Origin of the sequence: uncultured Aquimarina sp. (assembly GCF_947496855.1) — a bacterium.
GTDB lineage: Bacteria > Bacteroidota > Bacteroidia > Flavobacteriales > Flavobacteriaceae > Aquimarina.
Genome location: NZ_CANMED010000007.1, coordinates 373,705 through 392,130 on the forward strand (window position 1 = coordinate 373,705; position 18,426 = coordinate 392,130).

General features: G+C 32.1%; 21 protein-coding genes. 11 read left to right on the forward strand and 10 right to left on the reverse strand.

Annotated features, from left to right (window positions below):
• Positions 1–12 precede the first annotated feature (12 nt).
• From Q0921_RS21050 to arsM, 5 genes are all read left to right on the forward strand, one after another.
• Positions 13–711, forward strand: a complete 699-nt coding sequence (locus Q0921_RS21050; RefSeq protein ID WP_299260427.1) for a DUF2064 domain-containing protein — start codon at positions 13–15, stop codon at positions 709–711.
• Between the two features lie 152 nt (positions 712–863).
• Positions 864–1,364, forward strand: a complete 501-nt coding sequence (locus tag Q0921_RS21055; protein ID WP_299260429.1) for a rhodanese-like domain-containing protein — start codon at positions 864–866, stop codon at positions 1,362–1,364.
• The gene (locus Q0921_RS21060; RefSeq protein ID WP_299260430.1) at positions 1,328–1,978 is read left to right on the forward strand and encodes a TIGR04282 family arsenosugar biosynthesis glycosyltransferase; all 651 of its coding nucleotides are present in this window, start codon (positions 1,328–1,330) and stop codon (positions 1,976–1,978) included. Before Q0921_RS21055 ends, Q0921_RS21060 begins: the two co-directional genes overlap by 37 nt.
• Positions 1,971–2,783, forward strand: coding sequence for a purine-nucleoside phosphorylase (locus tag Q0921_RS21065; protein ID WP_299260432.1), 813 nt, complete (start codon positions 1,971–1,973; stop codon positions 2,781–2,783). The genes Q0921_RS21060 and Q0921_RS21065 overlap by 8 nt, the downstream gene beginning before the upstream one ends.
• Positions 2,784–2,832: 49 nt before the next feature.
• Entirely contained in the window at positions 2,833–3,801 is a 969-nt protein-coding gene (gene arsM, locus Q0921_RS21070) for an arsenosugar biosynthesis arsenite methyltransferase ArsM (protein WP_299260434.1), read from the forward strand.
• A gap of 57 nt (positions 3,802–3,858) precedes the next feature.
• Here arsM and Q0921_RS21075 read toward each other — a convergent pair whose 3' ends face one another.
• A complete protein-coding gene (locus Q0921_RS21075) occupies positions 3,859–5,079 on the reverse strand; it encodes an NADH:flavin oxidoreductase/NADH oxidase family protein (RefSeq protein WP_299260436.1) in 1,221 nt (406 codons plus the stop codon).
• 233 nt (positions 5,080–5,312) lie between these two features.
• Here Q0921_RS21075 and Q0921_RS21080 point away from each other — a divergent pair, with 233 nt between their 5' ends.
• The 6 genes from Q0921_RS21080 (at position 5,313) to Q0921_RS21105 (ending at position 9,510) form a co-directional block, all read left to right on the forward strand.
• Positions 5,313–6,026, forward strand: a complete 714-nt coding sequence (locus tag Q0921_RS21080) for a DUF547 domain-containing protein (RefSeq protein WP_299260438.1) — start codon at positions 5,313–5,315, stop codon at positions 6,024–6,026.
• Positions 6,027–6,053: 27 nt separating this feature from the next.
• Positions 6,054–6,764: a TIGR04283 family arsenosugar biosynthesis glycosyltransferase gene (locus Q0921_RS21085; RefSeq protein WP_299260440.1), complete on the forward strand. Its 711-nt coding sequence runs from the start codon at positions 6,054–6,056 to the stop codon at positions 6,762–6,764.
• A gap of 24 nt (positions 6,765–6,788) precedes the next feature.
• Positions 6,789–7,904 carry an AraC family transcriptional regulator gene (locus tag Q0921_RS21090; RefSeq protein ID WP_299260442.1) on the forward strand — a complete coding sequence of 372 codons (1,116 nt, stop codon included), beginning with the start codon at positions 6,789–6,791 and terminating at the stop codon, positions 7,902–7,904.
• A gap of 123 nt (positions 7,905–8,027) precedes the next feature.
• The gene (locus Q0921_RS21095; protein WP_299260444.1) at positions 8,028–8,426 is read left to right on the forward strand and encodes a hypothetical protein; all 399 of its coding nucleotides are present in this window, start codon (positions 8,028–8,030) and stop codon (positions 8,424–8,426) included.
• Positions 8,427–8,436: 10 nt separating this feature from the next.
• Positions 8,437–8,925, forward strand: coding sequence for a hypothetical protein (locus Q0921_RS21100; RefSeq protein WP_299260446.1), 489 nt, complete (start codon positions 8,437–8,439; stop codon positions 8,923–8,925).
• Positions 8,926–8,937: 12 nt separating this feature from the next.
• Positions 8,938–9,510: a YceI family protein gene (locus Q0921_RS21105; protein WP_299260448.1), complete on the forward strand. Its 573-nt coding sequence runs from the start codon at positions 8,938–8,940 to the stop codon at positions 9,508–9,510.
• Positions 9,511–9,716: 206 nt separating this feature from the next.
• Here Q0921_RS21105 and Q0921_RS21110 read toward each other — a convergent pair whose 3' ends face one another.
• From Q0921_RS21110 to Q0921_RS21150, 9 genes are all read right to left on the reverse strand, one after another.
• Entirely contained in the window at positions 9,717–11,183 is a 1,467-nt protein-coding gene (locus Q0921_RS21110; RefSeq protein ID WP_299260450.1) for a BLUF domain-containing protein, read from the reverse strand.
• Positions 11,184–11,404: 221 nt separating this feature from the next.
• Positions 11,405–12,235: a thioredoxin domain-containing protein gene (locus tag Q0921_RS21115; RefSeq protein WP_299260452.1), complete on the reverse strand. Its 831-nt coding sequence runs from the start codon at positions 12,233–12,235 to the stop codon at positions 11,405–11,407.
• A 121-nt stretch (positions 12,236–12,356) separates the two neighbouring features.
• Positions 12,357–12,899, reverse strand: a complete 543-nt coding sequence (locus Q0921_RS21120) for a hypothetical protein (RefSeq protein ID WP_299260454.1) — start codon at positions 12,897–12,899, stop codon at positions 12,357–12,359.
• A 24-nt stretch (positions 12,900–12,923) separates the two neighbouring features.
• The gene (locus tag Q0921_RS21125; RefSeq protein WP_299260456.1) at positions 12,924–13,631 is read right to left on the reverse strand and encodes a hypothetical protein; all 708 of its coding nucleotides are present in this window, start codon (positions 13,629–13,631) and stop codon (positions 12,924–12,926) included.
• Between the two features lie 64 nt (positions 13,632–13,695).
• Complete coding sequence (locus Q0921_RS21130) at positions 13,696–14,037, reverse strand: hypothetical protein (RefSeq protein WP_299260458.1); 342 nt, start codon at positions 14,035–14,037, stop codon at positions 13,696–13,698.
• Positions 14,038–14,043: 6 nt separating this feature from the next.
• The gene (locus Q0921_RS21135; protein WP_299260460.1) at positions 14,044–14,454 is read right to left on the reverse strand and encodes a hypothetical protein; all 411 of its coding nucleotides are present in this window, start codon (positions 14,452–14,454) and stop codon (positions 14,044–14,046) included.
• Between the two features lie 84 nt (positions 14,455–14,538).
• On the reverse strand, positions 14,539–14,877 hold the full coding sequence (locus tag Q0921_RS21140; RefSeq protein WP_299260462.1) for a hypothetical protein: 339 nt from the start codon (positions 14,875–14,877) through the stop codon (positions 14,539–14,541).
• A gap of 20 nt (positions 14,878–14,897) precedes the next feature.
• Positions 14,898–16,937: a hypothetical protein gene (locus tag Q0921_RS21145; RefSeq protein ID WP_299260464.1), complete on the reverse strand. Its 2,040-nt coding sequence runs from the start codon at positions 16,935–16,937 to the stop codon at positions 14,898–14,900.
• 505 nt (positions 16,938–17,442) lie between these two features.
• Positions 17,443–17,925 (reverse strand): hypothetical protein, encoded by a 483-nt coding sequence (locus Q0921_RS21150; protein WP_299260466.1) that lies wholly within the window; start codon positions 17,923–17,925, stop codon positions 17,443–17,445.
• Positions 17,926–18,426 lie beyond the last annotated feature (501 nt).

Below are 18,426 nucleotides of genomic sequence, written 5' to 3' on the forward strand. Positions count from 1 at the left end.
TATGATTAACAGATGAATATTAAAACCGCCATATTAGTTTTTGCAAACTCCTCTAAGGAAGAGCTTCTGCATAAACCCATTATTGGTGGTGAAAAACTATTCACAGAACTCACTAAAAAAACACTTTCTGTCGTTGAAAGCTCTGGGCTTCCTTTTTTTGTGTTTACAGAAAGAAAACAAAGTGGAAAGACCTTTGGGGAACGTTTCGTAAACGCAATTCAATCCATCTACGATCTTGGATATGAAAATGTAATTACTATCGGAAATGACACTCCTCATTTAAAGAAACATCATCTATTAAAAAGTGCTGTACAACTAGAAAAAAATAAGTTTGTACTGGGACCATCAGCTGATGGTGGTTTTTACCTAATGGGATTACATAAATCTCAGTTTAATTTTAATACATTTTTGCAACTTCCCTGGCAATCAAAACATTTAACTAAAAGCATATCTCTTTTAGTTACAACTGCAAGAATTGAAGTTGCACAACTTGAAGTCTTGTATGATATCGATACCATCAACGATCTAAAAATCATTTCTAAACTTAGTTTTACTTTTTCTGGAACTCTTAGATCAACTATATTTCGTCTTACACATTCTCCAATAGAAATATCAATATATACTGATTCAATAAAAGACACCTATCGTCTCCAATCCTTTTATAATAAAGGTTCTCCTATTTTTTCGAATTCCAGTTTTTACACTACTTAGATTCTAAGAACTATCTTTTTATCTACAGGAAAGTTTATAGAATTGACCTGAATACAGGCTTAAAAACTGATCTCTACAAATAGATCTGTACTTTAACAATCAATTACATTAGATAGATTAGATCGCTATATTAACTAGACATGTTGTTTTATATGAGAAAAATAATCGTAGTACTATTATTAATTTTATTGCCTTTTTTGGCTACAAGTCAGGATTCACTTGATGAATTACTGGATCAGTATAATAATGAAAGTATACCTTATATCTCAGTTACAGAATTAAGTACAATCGAAAGTGAAGTTATCTTACTGGATGCAAGAGAAGTAAATGAGTACAATACTAGTCACCTAAAAGGTGCAATCCATGTGGGATACGACCATTTTGATATCGATACTGTATACAAACAAAACATAGATAAGAAATCTAAGATAATAGTATACTGCAGCTTAGGCATACGATCCGAAGACGTTTCAGAAATACTAAAAGAAGCCGGCTATAATAACATATACAACCTGTATGGAGGAATTTTTGAATGGAAAAATAAAGATCATAAAGTAGTTGATTCTGATGAGAATGAAACAGATAAAATACACGCATTTTCCAAGCAATGGGGAAAATGGTTACACAAAGGAAAAAAAATATACAAAAAGTGAAAAAAAAGAACCTTTTAATGATTTTCACCCGAAATCCTGAATTGGGTAAATGTAAAACTCGCTTAGCAGCAACCATAGGAGATCACGCTGCTCTGGAAGTTTACGAGCTATTGTTAGCTCATACGGTATCTATTACCAAAAATCTTACAGTGGCAAAAGAAGTATACTATTCCACAAGAATTGGAGAGAACGACATCTGGAATTCCACTGTTTATGATAAAAAACAGCAAGAAGGAGAAGACCTTGGTGATCGTATGTATAATGCTTTCAAAAGTGGTTTTAAAGCAGGGTATACCAATATTATTATAATAGGGAGTGATATGTACGACCTAAGTCAATCCGATATACAGAACGCATTCAATGCGCTGAAAACAAATGATTATGTAATAGGTCCTGCGGAAGATGGAGGGTATTATTTACTAGGTATGAAAACGCTGAATTCGAAAGTTTTTCAGAACAAATCCTGGGGAACAAATACAGTACTTCAAAATACATTAAACGATCTACAACAAACAACTATTAAACTATTAGAAGAACGTAATGATATAGATTATTATGAAGATATCAAGGACATTTCAGTTTTTCAACATTTATTAAGCTATCAAAATGACTAAATACATTAAAGAAACAACAGAATACTTACAAGAAAAAGGGTTTGATAATCCAGAAATAGGTATCATCTTAGGAACAGGATTAGGACAGTTACTAGATGAAATAGAAATCATAAAAGAAGTAAGTTATAATCACATTCCCAATTTTCCTACAGCCACAGTAGAATTCCACAAAGGAAAATTAATCTACGGAAAGTTAGAAGGTAAAAAAGTAGTGGTAATGCAAGGACGTTTTCATCTCTACGAAGGTTACTCTCTGCAAGATGTGACATATCCTGTTAGAATTATGCATCAATTAGGAATCAAAACACTTTTAGTTTCTAATGCATCCGGAGCGATTAATTTAGACTTTAAAAAAGGCGAATTAATGCTTATTGATGATCATATTAATCTTCAGGGAGGGTCTCCTCTAGCATTTAAAGGAGTAGAACAATTAGGAACTCGTTTTACAGATATGAGTGCGCCTTATGACCCTAAAATTAATGCAAAATTAGAATCAATAGCTAAGGAAAATAACATCAACTTACATAAAGGTGTGTATGTTTCCGTAGTAGGACCTCAGCTTGAAACTCGTGCAGAATATCGTTATCTAAAAATTATTGGAGCTGATGCTGTAGGGATGAGTACGGTTCCTGAAATTATTGTAGCAAATCATTTGGATCTTAGAGTTGCCGCAGTATCTGTTCTTACTGACGAATGTGATCCGGACAATCTACAACCTGTAAATATTGACGAGATTATCGCCATGGCCGGAAAAGCAGAACCAGAAATGATCCTTTTATTCAAAGAATTGATAAAGTCTCTCTAGATATTAATAAATTAAGTAAGTATTCCTTCAAAATAAAGAAAATAAAAATATGAGCTATTTAGAAACCACGCATGATGTATACAAAGAAGCAGCATTAACTCCAGATGTAGGTTTATGTTGTACCACAAATCCTATTTGGGAACTACCTGGATTAAAAATCCCAAAGATCATGCAAGAAATGAATTATGGTTGTGGAAGTACGGTAAATGCTCGTGATTTAACCAATAATCCAAAAACACTTTATGTTGGTGTCGGTGGCGGAATGGAATTATTACAATTTTCATATTTCTCTCGTCAAAAAGGTGGGGTGATTGGTATTGATGTAGTTCAGGAAATGTTAGATGCTTCTCATAAAAACTTTAAAGAAGCAGAAGAACAAAATGAATGGTTCAAAAGTGAGTTTGTCGACCTAAGATTTGGTGATGCACTCAATCTTCCTGTAGAAGATAATAGCATTGATGTAGCCGCTCAAAATTGTTTGTTCAATATTTTTAAAGCAGAAGATCTAAAAAAAGCGATAGAAGAAATGTATCGGGTATTAAAACCACATGGGAGATTAGTGATGAGTGATCCTACTTGCGAACAACCTATGAACGACACACTCAGAAATGATGAACGGTTAAGAGCTTTATGCCTAAGTGGTAGTTTACCAATTGCAGAATATGTAAAAGCATTAACCGATGTTGGTTTTGGAACCATAGAAATTAGAGCGCGTAAACCGTATCGTATTTTGGACCCTAAAAACTATGAAACTGATGAATTAATTTATATAGAATCTATTGAGGTGGCCGCAATCAAAGATCCTATGCCAGAAGACGGACCTTGTATTTTTACAGGTAAGGCTGCCATTTATTATGGTGATGAAGATTATTTTGACGATAAAAAAGGACACATATTACTAAAAAATCAGCCTATTGCAATTTGTGATAAAACTGCTGGTGCTCTTACTGATTTAGGAAGAGATGATATTTTCATAAGTGAATCTACGTATCACTATGATGGTGGTGGATGTTGCTAAACCTATGAATAAAAAATATAGCTGCAAAGTAATTAATCTCTTTGCAGCTATATTTTTTTAAAATAGTTTCTTAGCCATTGCTTTTTTGAATTCATACAATATCAAAAATATAGAACACCAAAGTGGGTTCATATTAGTTTTTAGTTCTTTTCCTTTAGAAAATCGGATAATTTGCCTAGCATAAAAACCGCCTTCAGCTGCATCCTCGAACTGTTTTAATCCAGTGCGGAATACCAAATTTTTAAGATGTGGTAATTCCCCTGCTAGAAATTTAGATATTTCCTCTCTATTTGTAATAAAAGGACGAGCCATACCTATCAAATCAACCTCTCCATTTGTCAATACCTCTTTACAGAAATCATAAGACCTAAAACCACCGGTAATCATTAAAGGAATTTTACTGACTGTTCTTATTTTCTTTGCAAAATCGATAAAATAAGCCTCTCTCTGTTTTGTACTTTTTTTAAGCTCAGAATCCTCTTTATTCATTATAAAAAATGCTAGTTTTTCATAAGTCCCCCCTGATATTTCAAGCAAATCAATCTTTTCCCTATCTAACATTTTCACAACTTCCAGTGATTCATTTTCGGTAAAACCTCCTCTCTGAAAATCCGTAGAATTTAACTTAACCGATATCGGAAAATCTTTACCAACAGCTTTTCTAACATCTCTAATAATCATAAGTAATAAGCGGCTACGATTTTCAATACTACCTCCCCAATGATCTAGTCTCATATTCGTATTGGGTGATAAAAACTGGCTTAATAGATACCCATGAGCAGAATGAATTTGAACTCCAGTAAAACCAGCTTCTTTAGCAAGCTTAGCAGCTGTAACAAAACGTTGGATCACATCTAGAATATCCTGTTCCGTCATTGCTTTAGGTTTGCCGAAAAGCCCTAATTTCCTTAATTGCACTTCCGAAGGTGCTAAGGGTCTATTCGTTCCAAATCTATTCGTTTGTCTTCCGGAATGAGAAATCTGAACCCATATATGATTTCCATGTTTTTTACCAGCTTCAGCCCAGGACTTTAGTTTTGGTAACATCTTTTTATCATCAAAACATACATTACCTGCCGATTCAAGATGTTTTCGATCCAGCACAACATTACCAGTGATTAATAAACCTGCTCCTGTTTTGGACCAATCTCTATATAATCGTTCATGCCCTTTAGTTGGTTCAAACTTATTATTACTAATCCGCTCTGTCATAGCAGATTTAACTAATCTATTATCTAATATCGCACCACAAGGAAGTGTCAAAAATGTACTAATCATATTAAAATAGTTCGATTACAATGATACGGAATCAGAAACTAATCTGCAAAGTCAAAAATAGTAGCTAGAACTATATTTGTAAGGAGTGGTACAAACTTTGGACTAACAACCAGTGTTTAACGAATATTTAATAAAGTGTTCGTTATCTGAAAACAAAAAAATTAAAAGTTGAACGCACTTAGCCATTTGTAAAAAACAGATACATTTGGATATATTTTAAAGATTGTAAAAAAATGAAGACCCCAAAAATAATTATATTAGTAGTATTAACATTTATCTCTTTTCAGACAAAAGCGCAACAAAAACTTGATCACGCTGTCTGGGATCAAATTTTGTTAATCAATGTTTCTGAAGACGGAAAAGTAGATTACAAAGGATTCATGAGAGACAGTTCTCAACTATATGAATATTTCACTTACCTTTCTGATAATCCACCTACTGAAACTTGGAATAAAGAAGAAACACTAGCATACTGGATCAATGCTTACAATGCATATACTATAAAATTAATCATAGATAATTATCCCTTAAAAAGTATCAAAGATATCAAAGACCCTTGGGATAGAAAGTTTTTCAAAATCAATGGTGTTTTGCATAGTTTAAATGAGTTAGAGCACAAAATTCTTAGAAAACTTGGAGACCCTAGAATTCATTTTGCTATTAACTGCGCTTCATTCTCTTGTCCAATTGTATGGAATAGAGCATTTACTGCCAGAAATGTAAATGATGCGTTAGAAACTCTAACCAGGAATTTTATAAATGACTCTAAAAGAAATACGATAACTGAAGAAGTAGTAGAGGTGTCTAAAATCTTCAGTTGGTTTAAAAAAGATTTTAAAGTAGATGGAGAAGACGCTAAGGCTTTTATTAATAAATATTCAGAAGTTAAAATTGATAAACAGAAAAAGAAAGGATATAAAAAATACGATTGGAGTTTAAATGAGTAATTTTATATTCGCATAATACCCAAACCTTTGAAAATATCAATTATCATCCCTATTCTAAATGAAGCAGCTACAATTTGTAAGCTGCTTTCCCATTTGATAAAAGCCGCAAATACGGAAGAGGCTATCGAAGAAATTATCATTGTAGATGGTGGAAGCGTGGATGAATCCATAAAAACAGTACAAAACTTTTCGAACACACAAAGCACTACGATTAAAGTAGTTTCTTCAGAAAAAGGGCGTGCTAAGCAAATGAATGCTGGAGCTGCAAAAGCTTCTGGAGACATACTTTATTTCTTACATGCTGATTCTTTTCCTCCAAAGAACTATGACCGGTATATTCTAGAAGAAATTCATAAAGAAAATGAAGCAGGATGTTTCCGAATGAAATTTGATTCCAATCATTGGTGGCTTCGTTTTCTCGGATGGCTAACACAGTTCGAAAGTAAAAGATGTCGTGGCGGTGACCAAAGTCAATTTATTACTGCTTCATTATTCAAAGAAATAGATGGTTATGATGAAGCATATGTGGTATACGAAGACAATGATTTAGTTGACCGACTTTTTGCAATAAACAAATTTATCATCATCCCTAAATATGTTGTTACCTCTGCCAGACGGTATAGAGAAGTTGGTGTTTGGCGATTACAATATCATTTTCTAAACATCCATATGAGAAGATGGCTGGGGGCTTCATCAGAAGATTTGTATCGATATTATAAAGAAAAAGTTGTTTCTTAAATCTTCTTCTATATCTTTAATGCAGTGGAAACGTTAGAAATACTTTTAATAATATTACTATGTATTGGTGCCATACAAGGAATCATTTTCGGAATCATTTTATGGCAAAAAAAAGGGTTACACTACATCGCTAATCGATTTCTAGCTACCATACTATTCTTTTTCTCCTATCGTCTTATTGTAGAAACTTTAAACATTTTTGGACTCGGGAGATACGACTTCTGGTATCATATATTATTAGAATACAATTGGATCTACGGAACGCTCATCTATTTTTTTATAAAAAGTTATGTCAATCCAAAATTCAGGTTAGTACCGAAAGATTGGATCCATTTCTTACCTGTATTACTAGAATTTTCTTGGAGTTTTTTCATAAAAGCACAAAATTTTTATTGGGATGGCACTAGAGAGAGTCTCTCTTGGTTAGGATATTGGGGATATGTCGTATGGATGCATTACCCTACAATGTTTATCATTTCTGGAGCATTAATTATTTTTTATAGCATCAAAGCCGAAAAAATACTTAGCAATACCATTCAGGTAGAAGGGTATAAAATTCTTACAGAAAAAATTGAATGGATTAAACGAGTTGTATTAGTAATGAAGATATTCTCTATTATATATATTCTAGGAATATTGATCGATTTTTTCTTTTTCAATTTTGCTAGTAATTTTTTCTATGGACATCCTGTATTTATCGGAATGGCAATTATTACCTATTGGCTAGGTTTAGAAGGTTTTGCTCGAAGAAAAGAATCTGCTTTTAAAGAAATAGCAATAATCTCTGATAAGGAAAAAAAGCAATTGTTAAACATTAGTAAGGCTTTAGAAATTAAAATGAAAGAAGAACAGCTCTTCAAAAACCCTGAGCTTACTTTAGCTTCGTTATCGAAACAACTTTCTGTAAAACCCTATTTGGTTACTAAATGCTTAAACACTATCTATCAGAAAAAATTTACTGATTATATAAACGAACTTCGTTTTGAAGAAGTAAAAAAATTGCTCAGTAATCCTAAAAATGATAATCTTACGCTTGTCGCATTGGCATATGATGCCGGTTTTAATTCTAAAGCTTCTTTTAATAGAACTGTAAAAAAAATTACAGGATACCCTCCTAGCGCTCTAAAATCAGGGTCATAAGGGTTTCAATTAAAAAATTGAGTCCTTGATTTTATCTGAAATTTGTCTCATTTAGCAAATTGCAACGATTCTTTTCTGCATTTTGTCAATATTTGTTTCAAATAAATTCTAAAATCAGAAAAAATGAAACACTTTACAATCTTAAAAAAAGTAATTCTACTTATTCTTTTTATTACTTCTTTTTCAAGCTTTTCTCAAGAAAACAATAAAGATTTGCAGCTATTAATTGGTGAATGGAAATTGGATATGAGCCCCCAAGATAAAACAGATAACAATTTTGCTATGATGCGCATAGATAAGATAGATGTCAATTCGATACAAGGAACATTTTATCGAGAAGGAGTTCAAATAAAAAAAGGAAAAGTCAATACACAATTAGACGTTATTTATGTTGCTCTAATCTCTGGTGATAATAGCGGAAGTTATAACACAAGCTTTTATTACAAGAACGGAAAATTATACGGTTCTACTCATGCTATAGACAGAGGTTTTTTAGCAGTTTGGATTGCAGAAAAAAACTAAATAATAAGCCGTGAGAACAGTAATTTTACTATTAATAGCATTCTCCTTAAACTCATTGACTGCACAAATACAATATGGAACTCCTATAAACGATCAATTACCCGAAAAATTAAAAAGCGTACGCAGAGCAATTGAAGTAAAAAACTTTCCCAAAACCATTGATCCTATTAAAATTGATAAACGATATTATTGGAAACACAATACTGCAATTCTGTGCAAAGAAAGTGAGATCAAAATTATTGAGTACGGAGCTTATCTTTTTTATAATGATATCTGGAACCATAGAAAATCATATCCACTAAAAGAATTAAATAAAAACTTCGGGACTAAAAAAGAAGTTGTAAAACAATCTGAACCATATACTTGGTCACAAAATTGGCGTACCGATAGTTCGCTTATTGGAGGATGGGCTATGTGGTACTTTATTGGTGTTACAGAAGATGGAGAAACTATCTGTGGATATGAAAAAATAGAAACCACTGATAAACTTTTAAACTAAAAAATACCCGAAATGAAATCATTGCAAATAATTCTAATTATACTTTGTCTACAACTAGGAGTTCAAAAAACATATGCTCAGAATTTCAAATTAGACTCACAAAAATCGACACTCTTTTGGACAGGCAAAGCCGCATTTAGTTCTTATTCATTAAAAGGAACTGTAGCACCTAAAAAAGGTACTCTCTTTATAATCGATAAGGCAATTGCGACTTTAAATATTATAATCGATATGAAAAGTTTAGATCACGAAAACAGTGACCTCAAAAATCATCTAAAAAATGAAGACTTTTTTGAAGTAAAAAAATACCCAGAAGCTACTTTCTTTCTAGATAATATCACAAACATTGAAGATGGTAAAGCAATTTTAAGAGGAAAATTAACTATAAAAGAAAAAACCAATACAGAAGATATTCCTGTAAAAATAGAACAAACTGAATCCAGAGTCATTCTTAAATTCAATTATACTATCGACAGAACCAAATATGGAGTTAACCATAATTCACCTAGTATTTTTAAACGTATGAAAGAAAATGCAATTGCGGATGAATTTATATTGGAAGGCACATTGATATTTGTAAAGTAAAACATAGTTGACTAAAAAATCATTGTTTTTAACAAATCCGTTATTTACTATCGCTTACTTTTTTGGTTTCGTGTATCACGAAAGTAGTACATGAAGCATTTTATAAATATTCCTAAACATAAACAAGGTATTAATGGATGTTCTCTCTTCTGTGATTCTTAAAAAGTATTCGATAGGTAGATTTCTAGAAAAAAGTGATTCCTATTTTACAACTCGCTCTTACTTACTTTTCCTGAAACATTAATAATTGTTCTCACTTTTCTCCAGAGATTCCGAGACACTATTGCGTTTTCGTCAATCTCTCCTAGAAGATGCTCCAAATTTAATTTTTTGACTCTATCTTGATGTTGTATGCTTAGCATGCCATCATCTGATAATATTGACATATCCCATTTTTTGAAAGTGCGATAAGGTTTCGATCCACTCCACATAGTGATCACATCCGTATGTCTTTCATCTTCTTTTATTTTATCGTATAACGGTAAAACTTCCTTTTTAGGTCCTTCAATTAATTGAAAAAACACATTTTTATAATAAATCAGACTTCCTGTAATATTATTTTTTTTATTGTTTATTCTTGAAGCATCTAGTATTTGTTGTACATCCGATTCATTTAATTTCTCACTTGCTATCGATCGATAACTTACTTCATACATTAAAGTATTCTTGTAGAACGAATCTTTATATTTACTAGGAAGAATTCCGAACCTTTTATAAAACAAATTTGAAAAATGACTTCTACTAGAATAACCAACCATATAGCATATTTCAGAAACACTCTTGTTCGTTTTATAGATAAGTTCTTTTGCAACTTCCATTCTAACATTGCCTACATATTCATTAACAGAATAACTATATAAAAATCGAACGCCGGCTTGGAGTTTTCTTGGAGAAAAACCTAAATATTTACTAAGAACTGAAATTGTCAATTTATCGTCGATATTATCTCTTATGTAATCACCTAGTTCTGTAATTTTTGATAATTCTGATTTTGTGAGCTTGGGCTGAAAATTATCAGTTTGATGATCTAAATCGTGTGCTTCAATTTGTGCAGCAAGTAAATTTGTTATGGCGCCCTCTGTTAAAAGTCGGCCTACTAAATCAATTCTTGTATTCTTTACAATAATTTCTGCAAATGTACCGGTATGTGCATCAATATCCCCAAAATAGCGATATGGCCGTTCACCTGAAATTTGTGAAAATATTTCTTTTAGGTTTTGTTCCAGTCTCTTCCTCGTGTTGTGGCTAGAGCCCTTCAATAATGACGGTGTTAGAATTAAATAACAGCTTTCAAATTTGACACCACTACTCATCTTAAATTCAGAACTAGTACCAGGTTCGCTAATAAGTATGAAATTTTGCCCTTGTCTTATTTTATGATACTCTGTCTCGTGAGCGAATTTCTGCATCTGAAATCCCGAAACATGATACCCAAAATAATAAGGTCTATCTGACGAAAACTTTAAATCGATAACTAGTTCAGAATTAAATGTAATATTATAAACCCAGGCAGTAAGACCAGGAAAAAGCTCATATAAGGATATACTACCTTCTCCATGTTTATTATTCAAAATAAGAGTGGCCGCCCCGAGACTCTCTTCTAAATTAGCATCAAAATAAACAGCAAACTGTTGTAACATCTCCAGCGGGCTTTTCTCTTCTAATCCTAACATATAACTTTAAAATTTAAATATTATGTTTTTTTAAATTCACTTACAAAATTAAGGAAAATTACAGATACTCAAAAAATTAAGCTAATTCTTCATTTTAATAGTTATACCAAAGCTCTAAGCATACTCAATAGTAAAATAAACTTTTGTATAAGTCAATGAATATGTAATGATAGATTTTAAAACAAAACATAGGCTATCGGGTTATAACATTCTTATTAAGGTTACTGTTCTAATAGTGCCAACATATCAAGATTTTTAAGCTGCTTTTTTTCGATAGATAAAGCTTTATCGTTACCTTCTTTAAGGTAGCAATAGCATTTGATAAAATGCACTAACTCTACTAGTTCTGTTGTGTAATCTATAGGAGTTTTCTGATTTAGTTTTTTAAGAACGCTTTTACTTTTGCCAGCGATAGCTTTATTGAGTAACTTATATAATTGAACCTTGTGTAAAAGATCCTCATTTTTGCTTTTTTTCAGAATCACCTTGAATTGTTGATTACTTTGTTTTATGAATACACTTCTAATCGAAGCATTGGACAGACTCATAGCAAGGTTTTGATAAGCCACCCCGAGCTTAAGATGCGCCACACTACTTTTTCGATTTCGAATCATGGGAATCATCGCAGTGTATACGTTTTTTAGATCAGCATTAGGGATTTTTTTAAACCAGTTTATATACTCATCTGTATGTCTGTATCCTGTTTTTCTATCGATGACCGCTTTATTAGGATCCATTATTAAAACCGTAGGAAGCGATTTTACCGAAAAGTATTTAGCGAGCTCTCTTTTTCTATCAAAATCTACTTTTACAAATACGAAATTATCTTTTACAGAATTAATGGCTGTTGTTTGCCAAAGCTTGTCATCCATTCTTTTGCAGGGACCACACCAACTGGCCCAAAAATCAACTACCATCCACTTTTTTTGCTCTATGGCAATCGCACGACCCAGCTCAAAGTCATGAATCCATTGTACCTTGGCTATTGTCGTTGTGGTGTGTAATAGCATTACGAATAAGACACTATACTTTAATTGCTTTATGTTTTTCATTATGTTTCAAAACTTTTTAAAAAATTTGGTTTTTATTTTGTTTATGGCAGTTCTCTTATACACCAACCAAGCTCAAGATAGCGTGAGCTTGGTTGTATGTACTTAGTGCTATCTTTGATCACTATATCAAACCCCGAATAACCAAAACTTCTTTATCGAGCACTTCTTCTATCTGTTTTATAAAGACGTCTTTGAATTTAGGCCAGTTATAAAAAATAAAACCAAGTTCGCCAAATCCCCATTTGGGTTGAAAATCATATTCAATAATTGAGGTGTGTTCCTTGCAATTTTCACATTGGATTGTTCCGTCACCTCCATTAAACCAATCCTGAAGAGCATCAGTCCAGTTGGTTGCAATCGTATTAAAATTACATTTTGGGCAATTCACCTGTTCAAGGCCATTACCTCCATTATCAAAAACTGTTCTTCTGCCCACTATGACTTCGAGCCCATCAATAGACTTTATATCACAATTACTATTGTCTTGTACTATATCTCTATAATTCATCCCAACTTTGTATCCAGATCTACCAAATATAGTACCAGACACCTCTTTTTCTATGATCTTATGTTGTTGTAAATAGGAGATTAACTTGTTGGCTAACTCCTTTGATTGATGGCTTTTTACATTCAATGGGACAATAGTTTTATAAAAATCACTCATTAAATATTGAATTAAAATGGTTTTTTAAAATACTATTTCTGATAAAGTAATAATATTTGAATCTTTATTACCAGTGAAATTTTCATGTTTAATTGAAATTTCTAAGGGAAATACATCTAGCATCATTCTATCATAATTAAAAAACGTATGCATAGGAAGATCTAATTCTTTTGTTACATATAATTCATGAATTGTTTTCCCAAAAGGAGAAAAATCTTCTTTATTATCTAGAGCTTCTATTTCTATTATCATTTTATAACAACTAATCCCTTTTATTAATTTTGTGTCATTTGGATATTCAGTTATAGTGTGTTTTGCGTTTGAAAATTTAAGGTTTCGAGTTATATAGAACGTTTTTCTGTCTTTACCAACCATATGTTTCGTACTATCTTTTTTGAATTTAACATGATAGTCCCCTATTTGTTTTCCTTTTACAGTCTTATATTTCCATATGGTGTCATTCTTTATCTCGATAAATGTTTTATATGAGTTAGGCTTCCTTAATGCGGTTTTCGTAATTGATAACAGTTCTCTAAAAAGATCTTCCTGTTCCTTTGAAAAAACCATAGTAGTGTCCTTTTTTCTAAATTTTTTTAATGAATCACTTACCTTATTAATTGTGGATTCACTAGTAGTCGAATTATGCTGAAACACCATTCTTTTTGGACTTCTGTATTGTGCTGATACGCAAAGTGTTTGCATTAATAAAGTTATAAGTACTATTTTTTTCATTTTTAAATTATTAATAAAAGCCACACCTTTTTTCAATATAAGTGTGGCTTTATTCTAGAATTTGTTATTCAATTTCACCATCCTCAGCAAACTGACTAAAACGAGCAATCCATCCATTTTCTATTATTGGCTCTGCTTTAAGCATTTCACTAATCTCTGCTAGATTAACCTGTTTATCATCCTCTTCATAAATTAGTTTAAATTCTTCATGTTCTTCAAAGATTTTCAGAAAATCAAACAGTAAACTTTCAATAGAATTTTTTACTATTGAATTAGTCTTATCTTTTAATTGTCCTGATTCTAGGTTTTTATTGATGTTTTTTTGTAATAATCTGTAATTGAATTCAAAAACATCATCAATAAGAGTTTTGCCAAACTTATCCAGTATTTCTTTGTTGGATTTCATAACTAATTACTTATTCAAACTATTCATTTTTTCCCATATATCATAAGTCTCATGAAAAGATTCCTTCATAAAATTGGGGTCTTCTAAATAGTCTTTTGGCCTATCTATTAGTAAGACTTCATTCCATTTTCCGAACTCAGGATTTGGAACGCTCAAGCCATCAATAACATTAGTAAGATCAAAAAAAGCAGAATCTAATCCGTCATTTAAAAGTTTCTCAATAATAGAGCAAGCTAATGAAGAGTTTTTAATTTTATCCAGAAACTCTTTTTCTTCTTTTGATATACTGGAATACACTAAGTCACCTACATCAGAATCTTTAAAATTTTTTAAAACAGAAGAAACAGTTTTATGTATTATCTCGTGTATTTGTAGTAAAAAAATTTGCTTGGTCTCTTCTGATAATTCGTAATTCATATATCAATTTTTGATAACTAATTTTGTTTTTGAAGAATATATAGACCGTACTGAAATTACGATCTATATATTTATTATAAAAAATTATTGGTTTTTTCTCCATTCCTTTAGAATCATCTCCGCGCTAAAAGAAGAATCAGGGATATTAGAAGTAACTATTTTTTCTAAAACTGTTACGGACCTATCTTCGTATATAGGTAATAAAAACTTCGCAATCCAAACTAAAATTTTATCATTATCGGAATCCAATAAATCTTTTAATGTTTCAAGACCATAGTTTTTTTCTATAAAATCTTTTGTTAACAAGATTTTCTTAGCATACTTGTTGACGATTTTATAATCTTTATCACTTGAAGCTTTTGAATATAGCTCGATATACTCAATAATTGTTTCTTTTGCTTCTTTAACATTTTTAAAATCCATAGTGGTAAATCTAACTAAATTTAATCAATAATACCTGTTATCCCATCCCATCCTAATTCTCTTAAAATTCTTATCCCAAAATCATATTGCTCTTGAAAACTTTGTGTACTTAGCCATTCTCTTACTGTTTTTCCGTTAGTAAATGGTGTTATACTATTATAATACCCTGTAACTCTTCTATGAAGTTCTCCTGCACCATTAGGAATATCAATAATATTCTTCGTATTATGAATATTTGTTTTACCAAACTTTTGTTGATTTAATCTTTTATACCCATTTTGTTCTACGATATGATGCAAAGCGTTACCAGAAGATGCATTGCCTTCTATAGCCTTAAACTTATTAAATGATTTATATCCCCTCCCTCCGGCTAAAGTCGTCTCCGCAATTTCTTTTAATTTAGCCAAATATGTTTTCATAGCGGCAGCTGTTATTCTTGTCCCTCCATTAACAGCTAAAAATGCACCGCCACCACGAGATGGCGATATAATAGTAGCAACATCCAAAATATCGAAACCTAAGCCTACTAAATCAACTCCTAAACCTGCATCCCATTCAATTACTAATTGATTTCCATCATATCGTACAATAAACATTTCTCCTAAGGTTTCATCATCAATATCACGATGAAAGTCAATTTCTTTGTATTCAAGGACCTGTCTTACAAATCTGCCTTCTCTCTCATTACTTACCCACCACTCATAACTTCTAAGTATACTGCTATAAAAAGCATCGCTAAGTCCTTGAATTAATTCGCCTCCATAAGAAAAAATGACTTCAAAATCATCTGTCGGATCACAAGGAGGACTTGGACAAGTCCCAGTAGGCCCTGTAGATATGGTTTGAGCATTAGAACTTATGTAAGGAGAAAAATCAAAGACGGTATTGTTTTCTAATGATTGAATTATACCATTGGCAATCTCTCTTTCTAGAACATTCTCTGAGGTTTTAGCTTTTATTAATTCTGTAAAAAAAGTAAAAGATAATGCAGCGTTACCATTTTCTATTAACAACCTAAATATAGAAACTGTCTGCGCATTAGTTAAATCATTAGCTACACTAGCATCTAATATTGAATTCCCCAGTGCTAAAACTGCTGGGTCAACTATTCCTGTTAGAAAGTCCTTATTACTACTTATCAAACTACGGATATCCTGAGTTAGTTCATAATTCTCCTCTGAGGAAAAAATCCAAGCAGATTCTGCAAGACCAATAGGTCTGCCTAATACGTTAGCAAGATTATCTATAAAACGACCGTCATAGATAATTGAATTGGAGAGCTGGTTGTCACCAAGACTACCATCGCCTCCATTACCACTACCCCCTAATCCGTTATTATTGTTATAATTAGAACCAGGACCATTATTTGAATTATTACAACTCATACAATTATTCCAAGGAAGACCTCCTGTACTGTCTAATATAGATTCGCAGTGGGTATAATCATACGCTACATCAGGACACATTGCTTCGTATGGTCTATGGCAATCATCAGAATTACTTGGCCTAAAAGTTACTGTAGAACAATCATGATGTGTTTTAGCTAATTCGTTAACTTGAGCTCCTTCTTCGAGCGTAGTAACATTAAGTATTTCTCCTTCTAGATTAGATAATGTGATGATACCAGAGTATTTGGCAAAATCAAAATGATCATAAAAACTCTTATCAAATTCATACGTAAGGATATAAGTATATAGTTTTCCGTCTCGTATAGAAGCGTGTAGATTACTAAATGACTGATACCTGTTCTTATCTTTTATATTAAACGTATACGTCTCAGAACCCTGCTCGTGTATAATAGCTTTTATACTTTCTAAGTCTAATTCTCCGGTATAGCTGGTATTACTTTTGCCAGCAAGTTTAATTTCTAGTCCGTTTTTGGTTTTATTTTGTAGAAACCCTACAACATTCGGGATTTCACTTTTATCTACATCGATCGATGTATTCGTGGGTAGTTGTTGCGATGTTGAGACAGTTTCTGCTAATTCCTCATTTTCACAACTGTTTAATAGTAGTATTCCAATGACTATTAAACAAAAGTTTACAATACTTTTTTTCATCTGTTTATTTTTAATTAAAAATTCCATCCCTTACTAAGGAAATAACTCATTTTTTTTATCGGGGTCAAAAATAAGTGAACTCCCTTAACATTATTTACAGAAATCTGTAAAACCACTTATTTTTTTAACTCCAATATTCTTATTTTATCATTTCTTCTATTTGTGGGGCTCACTCCCATTCTGCATCCCCTTTTAGCCCTCAAAAAGATAATTCGAAGAATTAAAATACTGCTTCGAAGAAGTATATCAACGAATATTTTGATATCGGCAAAGCTTGTAAGGACTATCATAAAGGCTATTGGTCCTGTTTTCAGGGCTGTTTGCCCCAATTTCGGGGGTTCTGATCCAAAAAATGATAGTTCGAAGCACCTTTTTAATTCTTCGGAAGACCTCAGTAACGCTTCGAAGAACCTATGAAATAGCTAGAAGGTGTAATATAAGGGTTCTATAGTATTCGAGAGGCCTTAGAAAATCTTCTTTACTCCTATGCACCCATAGAAAATTACTATTCTGTGTCTACATCTTTATTGATAGTAGTGGATCTTTGAAACAAAACTTTCATATCATTATACACTGTTTTTGCCCCAGGTTCATTTTCTCCGGCTAAGTAACGCATCATACGATAAAAGCTTAAGGCATTAGAATAATTATCATGATCCAGTAGCGTTTTGGTGTCTATCAATTGTTGCCCCAGATTTTCTAGTTTTTGTACTCGGCTTTCTACCTGTGTACGTGCCAGGTAATCTTTATCAAACTCTTCTTTATCTAAAAATTTAGGTACCCAATCTGGATGTTGTTCCATATAATTTTTGGATTTATCTACTATCAGTTTGTTTTGGTTAGCAATACGCCCGTATTGAGTACGTTGCTCTGCGGTGAGGTTTACGGTCTTGCCGTTTAAGATTTGTTTGATGCCATCTAGGTGTTGGTCTAGTTGTGTTAATTCTTCTTCTGTAAAGCTTATACTTATTAGATTCTCTAATGCCATACTTCTAATTTTTTATGATTACTATTCTTATATGTGTTTGACTCTCTGGAGAGCCACTATAATAATGTGTACGGAAGTATGGAATTGTTACCTTAGATTTCAAAGTTTTTTTAATAATCTGTTATTATTACTGCTAGTGATACCTCTCCGTCTTATGGGAAAACTAAAGGAAACTATCCGTTAAACAAATTCTTGAACCAAATAGAAGAATATTTAGAGAGATCATAACTAACACAAAAAAGCAGTAAATTCCCGTTTTTACGTTAGAAATTTCATAGACATACACCTTAAGTGCCTGTAAATTTTTGGAGGAAATATGATTCTTAAAACTTTAATTATGTTAAAAAGCATTTTAAATCTAAAAGACGCTCAGACTCTTAGTAAATAAGAACAAAGATCTGTAAATGGTGGTAGTAACAAAGCTAGTTGTCCTATCTACACTCCGAGAGAATGTCAATCGTGCGGCGGGTATTCATTACCTAATGGATGTTGTTTAGGTAC

Excerpts from the sequence above, each read along its gene's own strand:
- Q0921_RS21050 (WP_299260427.1), top strand. The coding sequence starts at position 13 with ATGAATATTAAAACCGCCATATTAGTTTTTGCAAACTCCTCTAAGGAA.
- Q0921_RS21055 (WP_299260429.1), top strand. The coding sequence starts at position 864 with ATGAGAAAAATAATCGTAGTACTATTATTAATTTTATTGCCTTTTTTG.
- Q0921_RS21060 (WP_299260430.1), top strand. The coding sequence starts at position 1,328 with ATGGTTACACAAAGGAAAAAAAATATACAAAAAGTGAAAAAAAAGAAC.
- Q0921_RS21065 (WP_299260432.1), top strand. The coding sequence starts at position 1,971 with ATGACTAAATACATTAAAGAAACAACAGAATACTTACAAGAAAAAGGG.
- arsM (WP_299260434.1), top strand. The coding sequence starts at position 2,833 with ATGAGCTATTTAGAAACCACGCATGATGTATACAAAGAAGCAGCATTA.
- Q0921_RS21075 (WP_299260436.1), bottom strand. The coding sequence starts at position 5,079 with ATGATTAGTACATTTTTGACACTTCCTTGTGGTGCGATATTAGATAAT.
- Q0921_RS21080 (WP_299260438.1), top strand. The coding sequence starts at position 5,313 with ATGAAGACCCCAAAAATAATTATATTAGTAGTATTAACATTTATCTCT.
- Q0921_RS21095 (WP_299260444.1), top strand. The coding sequence starts at position 8,028 with ATGAAACACTTTACAATCTTAAAAAAAGTAATTCTACTTATTCTTTTT.
- Q0921_RS21105 (WP_299260448.1), top strand. The coding sequence starts at position 8,938 with ATGAAATCATTGCAAATAATTCTAATTATACTTTGTCTACAACTAGGA.
- Q0921_RS21110 (WP_299260450.1), bottom strand. The coding sequence starts at position 11,183 with ATGTTAGGATTAGAAGAGAAAAGCCCGCTGGAGATGTTACAACAGTTT.
- Q0921_RS21115 (WP_299260452.1), bottom strand. The coding sequence starts at position 12,235 with ATGAAAAACATAAAGCAATTAAAGTATAGTGTCTTATTCGTAATGCTA.
- Q0921_RS21120 (WP_299260454.1), bottom strand. The coding sequence starts at position 12,899 with ATGAGTGATTTTTATAAAACTATTGTCCCATTGAATGTAAAAAGCCAT.
- Q0921_RS21125 (WP_299260456.1), bottom strand. The coding sequence starts at position 13,631 with ATGAAAAAAATAGTACTTATAACTTTATTAATGCAAACACTTTGCGTA.
- Q0921_RS21130 (WP_299260458.1), bottom strand. The coding sequence starts at position 14,037 with ATGAAATCCAACAAAGAAATACTGGATAAGTTTGGCAAAACTCTTATT.
- Q0921_RS21135 (WP_299260460.1), bottom strand. The coding sequence starts at position 14,454 with ATGAATTACGAATTATCAGAAGAGACCAAGCAAATTTTTTTACTACAA.
- Q0921_RS21140 (WP_299260462.1), bottom strand. The coding sequence starts at position 14,877 with ATGGATTTTAAAAATGTTAAAGAAGCAAAAGAAACAATTATTGAGTAT.
- Q0921_RS21145 (WP_299260464.1), bottom strand. The coding sequence starts at position 16,937 with ATGAAAAAAAGTATTGTAAACTTTTGTTTAATAGTCATTGGAATACTA.
- Q0921_RS21150 (WP_299260466.1), bottom strand. The coding sequence starts at position 17,925 with ATGGCATTAGAGAATCTAATAAGTATAAGCTTTACAGAAGAAGAATTA.